Genomic DNA, 7,102 nt, shown 5'->3' on the forward strand with positions numbered 1-7,102 from the left:
AAATGACCATTTTGTTCATTTGGTCAGTTATCGAGGTGAAGATATGGGGATTGATCGAAAAAAGCTAATTGTTGATGCTGCGACAAAGTCTTTTTCGCAGTTTGGCTATAAAGCGACGACCATAGACCAAGTTGCAAAAATTGCAAATGTTGGAAAAGGAACGATCTATACCTTTTTTAAAAACAAGGAAGAGCTGTTTGATGAGATTATATCTAGCTTGATTAAGGAGCTAAAAGTAACAGCAGATGAGGCATTTTTAGGAGATTTACCATTTCATGAAAAGCTGCATCAGGCATTGTATCAAATTCTTGAATTTCGGATGAGCCACCAGCTTTCAATTAAACTTTTTCAGGAGGCAAGAGAAATTGGTACACCTGCAGTAGTAGATGTGATTAATCGGATGGAAAATAATATATTGAGAAATATTGAAGAACGAGTCGCCAAAGCCATTGAAACAGGAAGTATACAATCTTGTGACCCAAAGGTAACGGCGTTTGTTATGCTGAAGCTTTATATTGCTTTAATTTTCGATTGGGAAAAAAATAATCCACCACTTGAAAAAGACGAGATAGCCAAGCTATTCGAACAATATATATTTAAGGGTTTAGCCAAATAAGCCCTTCTTTTTTGTTATAAAATGACCAAATGAACATTTTAGTCAATATGAAGATAAAGGGGAGAATAACAATTGAAAAATAATCTTCTAAAAGAAGAGATCACAGCGGTGTTTCGAAATCGGAAACTATTGATCCCACTTATCGCCGTACTTTTTATTCCTATTCTATATAGTGGGATGTTTTTATGGGCATTTTGGGATCCATATGATCACTTGAAGGACCTTCCAGTAGCGATTGTAAATGAAGATGATGGTGCAACTTATGAAGGAAAAGAACTTCATCTAGGTGACGACTTAGTCGACAAGTTAAAGGAAAGTCAAGATTTTCATTTTGAGTTTGTTGATCGTACAGTGGCAAACGATGACCTAGAAAACCAAAAATATTATATGATCGTCGAGATACCTGATAATTTTTCTAAAAATGCAACGACACTTTTAGATGAAAACCCAGAGAAGCTTTCACTTACGTATATACCAAATGAAGGATATAACTTCTTAGCTGCACAAATTGGTGGTACAGCAATTGAAAAGATTAAAGCGTCTCTTTCAGTAAAAGTAACAGAAACATATGCGGAAAGTATGTTTGACAAAGTTGGAGAACTTGCGGATGGAATGACGAAAGCAAGTGAAGGTGCGAATGATTTGAGCACTGGAACAGCTGATCTTTTGGCAGGGACTTCAAACTTTCATGAAAAGCTGACCCAATTTTCAAATGGAACAGAGAAGTTTTCGGAAGGTATGACAAGTGCCACAAACGGTACAATTGCCATTAATAAAGGTGCGTCCGATTTATCAGCAGGTTTAGGACAATTAACCAATGGCCAAACCGAGCTTGTTACAGCCTCAAAGAGAATTCAATCGGGACTAGGCAGTTTAAATGAAGGAATTACAGATGTAAACACAGGGTTAGAAACTGTGAATGATAAGGTTCCGGCGTTAATCGGTGGAACAAGTGAGTTAATGAAAGGGGCAGCAACACTTGAAACCTCACTTGCTGAATGGAAAAAGGGTGCCGAGGCGGTTAATGGTGGCGTAAAGGCACTCACTCAATCCTTACAAGCGGTGATCTTACAAATGCCTGAAGGCCAGGAGAGAGCTGTTCTTGAACAAACACTCGCCTCTTTAGATACAAACACCCAAATACTAGCAGAAAAATCGGCTCTTTTGTCCGTGGGTGCAAGCAATCTTGAAAATGGCATGGGATCCTTACTAGCAGGACAAAAAGAACTTCAAGGTGGATTACATCAATTAGAAGAAGGTACGAATGCTTTAGTAACAGGATCTTCAGAACTTTCTGAGGGCCAAACGACGTTCGAGTCTGGCATGGAATTATTTCAACAAAAGCTTACTGAAGCCTCAAATGGTGCCAAAAAGATTAGTGATGGTACAAATGGGTTAGTTTCCGGGGTTACAGAGCTATCGGAGGCATCTAAAACCATTGCATCAAGTGCCAGTCAGTTACAAGAGGGTAGCGATAAAATTGTCGATGGAAACAATAAGCTACTTGACGGTAGCAATGAACTGTCTACTAAGCTAGTTGAAGGAGCAGACAAAGCATCCAGCGTTGATGCTACGGATAAAACATTTGATATGATGGCACAGCCAGTCGAAGTGAAGGAAAAGAAAGTGAATGAAGTATCAAACTACGGTACAGGGTTCGCTCCATACTTCCTGTCATTAGGATTGTTCGTAGGAGCTTTACTTCTATCAATTGTGTTTCCTTTAAAGGAGCCAGCATCTATTCCTAAGAGTGGAATGAACTGGTTCATAAGCAAATTTTCTATTATTGGTATAGTTGGTGTATTACAGGGGATTGTAGCAGCCACCGTGTTATTACTAGGTCTAGGATTACAGGTTGAAAGTACCGTTTACTTTTATCTATTCACCATTATCACTAGTATTACGTTTGTGGCATTAATTCAATTATTGGTCACAACACTTGGAGATCCAGGTCGTTTTGTCGCCATTATCGTTCTCATTTTGCAATTAACAACAAGTGCAGGAACATTTCCATTGGAGCTTATTCCTAGCGCATTACAGCCTTTTAATTCATTATTGCCAATGACTTATTCGGTTCAAGGATTTAAAGCGGTTATTTCAAGTGGTGATTACTCATTCATGTGGCATAACGCATATATCCTATTATCGTTTGCTGTTGTATGTGCGATTGGTACCATTCTTTATTTTTCAAAAATGCATAAGCGCCAGTTTCGTGTAATGGCAGAATAAAAAATAGCCCCAGTCAGTTGACTGGGGCCTTTATTGTAAACTATGAATCTATATGTTTGTTACATCCATGCAATGCTCGCACTTATTGCCATAGCATTCATGTTGTTCTTCAATTTTATTCCCACATTGAACACATTCCTTCGGTGGTAAGTTTCTGAAAAATTCAACAATGCTCTCAAACATATAAGTTCCCCCTATCATGGTGTTTGAAACAGATTAATTATTAATTAAATTGTATTATAACAGTTTGGATGTGTCAATCATTGTTTTACCTATTTTTCATAAATATATAAAAAAGCTATAATAAACGATAGATATAATAAAAAGCGGAGGGAATCGTTCAATGAAGCTCACAACGATAGGTTTTTGGGGTGGTTATCCAAAAGCAAATGAAGCTAGCACAGGCTATGTGTTAGAACATAACGGTTTTCAATTATTGGTTGATTGTGGAAGCGCGGTTTTGTCTAAGTTACAAAATTATTACCAGCCTGAAGAACTAGATGCGGTTGTATTATCTCATTATCATGCCGATCATATCGCAGACATTGGCGCCTTACAACATGCTCGATTGATTCAAGGGTTTTTAGGGAGTCAGATGAATACATTACCGATTTATGCACATGATGGCGATTCATATGAATTTTCTAAGTTAACGTACAAAACCATAACAAAAGGGATTGCATATGATCCGAATGCTGAATTGAAAGTAGGTCCATTTGTTATTCGATTTTTATTAACAAAGCATCCGGTTCCTTGCTATGCGATGCGATTTGAGGCTGATGGCAAAGCTATTGTATACACAGCAGATACTTCGTTTATTGAGGAGTTTGTTTCATTTAGTGAGGGAGCTGACGTTCTATTATGTGAATGTAATTTCTATGGAAATCAGGACGGTAGTGGAGCCGGGCATATGAACAGCTTTGATGCTGGAAAGCTTGCAGCTAGGGCAAATGTTAAGCAGCTCGTGTTAACCCATCTTCCACACTATGGAGAACTACAGCAGTTAGTAGACGAAGCAAAGCAACATTATAATGGCCCAACAGGCTTGGCCCACACCGGACAAGTGATTGAATTATAAGGAGAGAGAAGTATGTTATTTATTGATAATAAAGGGATCACAGATCCAAGAGTAAATTTAGCAATTGAAGAATATTGCCTGAAAAATTTAAACATAGATGAAACGTATCTACTTTTCTACATAAATGAACCATCTATTATCATTGGCAAAAATCAAAATACGATTGAAGAAATAAATACGGACTACGTAGAGGAAAACGGGATTCATGTAGTCCGTAGGCTTTCAGGTGGTGGTGCTGTTTACCATGACTTAGGAAATTTGAATTTTAGCTTTATTACCAAGGACGATGGAGAAAGCTTTCATAATTTTAAAAAGTTTACGGATCCGGTCGTTGAAGCTTTGCATGAACTAGGAGTACAGGCAGAATTAAGTGGGAGAAACGACATTGTGGTTGAAGGTAGAAAGATTTCTGGGAATGCACAGTTTTCTACAAAAGGACGAATGTTCAGTCATGGAACGCTTATGCTTGATTCAGAAATTGATCATGTTGTATCAGCATTAAAGGTACGTAAGGATAAAATTGAGTCAAAAGGAATCAAGTCGATTCGAAGCAGAGTCGCTAATATTTCTGAGTTTTTATCAGAAAAGGTTTCAATGGAAGAGTTTCGTTCCTTGCTTCTAGAGAAGATCTTTGGTGGTACAGAGAATGTAAATGAGTATGTGTTATCAGAAGAAGACTGGAAGAATATACACGAGCTTTCAAAAGAACGATATCAAAATTGGGATTGGAATTACGGGAAGTCCCCCAAGTTTAATCTCCAGCATTCGCACCGATTCCCAGTAGGGCATATTGATGTCAGGTTAGAAGTGAATAAAGGGGTTATTGAAAGCTGCAAAATTTATGGTGATTTCTTTGGAGTTGGAGATGTCACCGATATAGAAGAAAAGCTAACGGGAATTCGTTACGATAAAGCTGTGATACAATTAGCGTTGGACGATGTAAATATTAAACATTATTTTGGTAATGTGACAAAAGAAGATTTTTTACAATTAATTTATTAACATGTTGGGGGACTATGAATGGCAATTTTAGTAACAGGTGGAGCCGGCTATATTGGTAGCCACACAGTGGTAGAGCTTTTGAATCATGGAGAAGAAGTAGTGGTTGTAGACAATTTACAAACCGGTCATCTCCCAGCGGTAAAGGGCGCAACTTACTATCAAGCGGATTTACGCAATCCGAAAGCATTAAGTGAAGTGTTTTCAAAGCACTCTATTGAAGCGGTGATTCATTTTGCGGCGAGTTCTCTAGTAGGAGAAAGTGTAGAGAAGCCGCTCATGTATTACGAAAATAATCTTATTGCTTCACACTCATTGGTCTCTGTTATGGTGGAGCATAATGTGAAAAAAATTGTGTTTTCATCAACAGCCGCAACATATGGGGAGCCGAAAGAGGTCCCGATTTCAGAGGAGTCAGAAACGTCTCCAACGAATCCATATGGAGAAACAAAGCTTGCTATGGAAAAAATGTTCCGTTGGTGTGATGGGGCTTACGGCTTAAAGTCGATTTCACTGCGTTATTTTAATGCAGCTGGTGCTCACCCGGACGGAATTATTGGAGAGGACCACACACCTGAAACTCATTTGATCCCAATTATTTTGCAGGTAGCATTAGAGCAGAGAGAGCATATTGGTATCTATGGTGATGATTATCCGACGGAGGACGGAACATGTATCCGTGATTATATTCATGTCATGGACCTTGCTAACGCTCACTGGCTAGCTTTAGAATATTTGCGTAAAAATGAAGTAAGTGATGTGTTCAACTTAGGAAATGGCCGAGGCTTTTCGGTAAAAGAGGTAATCGAAACAGCAAGAACAGTTACAAAGCATGAAATTCCAGCTGTAGTTAGTCCACGTCGAGCGGGAGATCCAGCTGTATTAATTGCATCATCAGAAAAAGCCCAGCAAACATTAGGCTGGCAGCCAAAGTATAACCAATTAGAAACCATTATTGAAACCGCATGGAATTGGCATCAGAACAATCCTGGTGGTTATGAGAAATAGTATGTAGGTGGGGGCTCCGAGGGATGGAGCCCCTTTTAGTGTGTTATTGAAGGATGCGGTTTTGCTGGTTGCTTTGCGTATTTTGCAGTCCCTGTGTTCCTTGGATACCTTGGGAACCACCTGATGTAGCGAACGAATTAAGCAGCTGTTGCGTGTCTTCTTCTCTCAGCTGAGGAACTTGATAAAATTCCTTTTTGTTTTGATATAAGAAGATTTCGTACGCCATTTCCAAATAGTTAGGGATACTATCCTGTAGCACGCGTCGAACAATCGGATTCGTAGCTTCACCAGCAGCCATCGTCATCGTTTGAGCAGATGACTTCATGCAGCCAAGCATGAGAGAAGACAAACACTTATCGTCAATTTCAGCTGCAGACTGCTTTGGTTTAGTCGGTTGGGAGGGTTTAATACCATAAACAACATCATTTGATTGCTTCATCATATAGCTAGAAGTTGGGTGACTTGGATCTTGTCCAGTTTTAAAACACTCGACCAACACATTATATTGATCCGTAATAAATTGACGTTGGCGAACGACAATATCCTTTAACTCGGGATCCTTAATCTGTTGCTCGAACATTAAATACTGATCAATCGTACCAAGAATTCCCGAAATCACTATATGCACATCAAGAATCTCATGTGCCCCGTGGTTCACGGCTCTTGCCATATTCGGTGAAGCCATCATATTATTCATAGAAGCAGTTTGCATGTTGTTTTGCTGTTGTTGTGTTATCATCCGTCTCAACCCCCACTTTCGGATTTGTACAGCTAAATACCGTACGTGTCTATTATGGTGAAAGATGCCGGGGAGCATACGGGGTGAAAATTTGGGAAAAATGGTAGTTTGGTTCCTCTAGAAGCTTAAAAATGAGCGAAGCGGGTACCGAAATGGAGTTAGGTACCCGTGAGTACGGAAAAAAGAACTTTGCGGTAACCAAAGTGTGAGTTAGGTACCCGTGAGTACGGAAAAAAGAGCGTAGCGGTAATCAAAGTGTGAGTTAGGTACCCGTGAGTACGGAAAAAAGAGCGTAGCGGTAACCAAAGTGTGAGTTAGGTACCCGTGAGTACAGAAAAAAGAGCGTAGCGGTAATCAAAGTGTGAGTTAGGTACCCGTGAGTACGGAAAAAAGAACTTTGCGGTAACCAAAGTGTGAGTTAGGTACCCGTGAG

At 39.3% G+C, this 7,102-nt stretch carries 7 protein-coding genes; 5 read left to right on the forward strand and 2 right to left on the reverse strand.

The annotated features are described in order from the left end of the window. Positions 1-43 precede the first annotated feature (43 nt). Positions 44-616, forward strand: a complete 573-nt coding sequence (locus ACGLXV_RS22290) for a TetR/AcrR family transcriptional regulator (protein WP_119707151.1) — start codon at positions 44-46, stop codon at positions 614-616. A 72-nt stretch (positions 617-688) separates the two neighbouring features. Then, positions 689-2,845 carry a YhgE/Pip family protein gene (locus ACGLXV_RS22295; RefSeq protein WP_391560349.1) on the forward strand — a complete coding sequence of 719 codons (2,157 nt, stop codon included), beginning with the start codon at positions 689-691 and terminating at the stop codon, positions 2,843-2,845. A 48-nt stretch (positions 2,846-2,893) separates the two neighbouring features. Here ACGLXV_RS22295 and yhfH read toward each other — a convergent pair whose 3' ends face one another. Next, the gene (gene yhfH, locus ACGLXV_RS22300) at positions 2,894-3,028 is read right to left on the reverse strand and encodes a protein YhfH (protein ID WP_084362072.1); all 135 of its coding nucleotides are present in this window, start codon (positions 3,026-3,028) and stop codon (positions 2,894-2,896) included. A gap of 160 nt (positions 3,029-3,188) precedes the next feature. Between yhfH and ACGLXV_RS22305 the strand changes: the two genes are divergently transcribed. From ACGLXV_RS22305 to galE, 3 genes are read left to right on the forward strand one after another with little or no spacing between them, the layout of a single operon-like run. Further along, a complete protein-coding gene (locus tag ACGLXV_RS22305; RefSeq protein WP_391560350.1) occupies positions 3,189-3,923 on the forward strand; it encodes an MBL fold metallo-hydrolase in 735 nt (244 codons plus the stop codon). A 12-nt stretch (positions 3,924-3,935) separates the two neighbouring features. Next, positions 3,936-4,925 carry a lipoate--protein ligase gene (gene lplA / locus ACGLXV_RS22310; RefSeq protein ID WP_391560351.1) on the forward strand — a complete coding sequence of 330 codons (990 nt, stop codon included), beginning with the start codon at positions 3,936-3,938 and terminating at the stop codon, positions 4,923-4,925. Positions 4,926-4,943: 18 nt separating this feature from the next. Further along, entirely contained in the window at positions 4,944-5,930 is a 987-nt protein-coding gene (galE, locus tag ACGLXV_RS22315; protein ID WP_391560352.1) for a UDP-glucose 4-epimerase GalE, read from the forward strand. 43 nt (positions 5,931-5,973) lie between these two features. Here the strand turns inward: galE and ACGLXV_RS22320 are convergent, their stop codons facing one another. After that, positions 5,974-6,669: a spore coat protein gene (locus ACGLXV_RS22320; RefSeq protein WP_391560353.1), complete on the reverse strand. Its 696-nt coding sequence runs from the start codon at positions 6,667-6,669 to the stop codon at positions 5,974-5,976. Positions 6,670-7,102 lie beyond the last annotated feature (433 nt).

This window comes from Robertmurraya sp. (assembly GCF_036676585.1).
In the GTDB taxonomy this organism is placed as follows: Bacteria; Bacillota; Bacilli; order Bacillales; family Cytobacillaceae; genus Robertmurraya_A.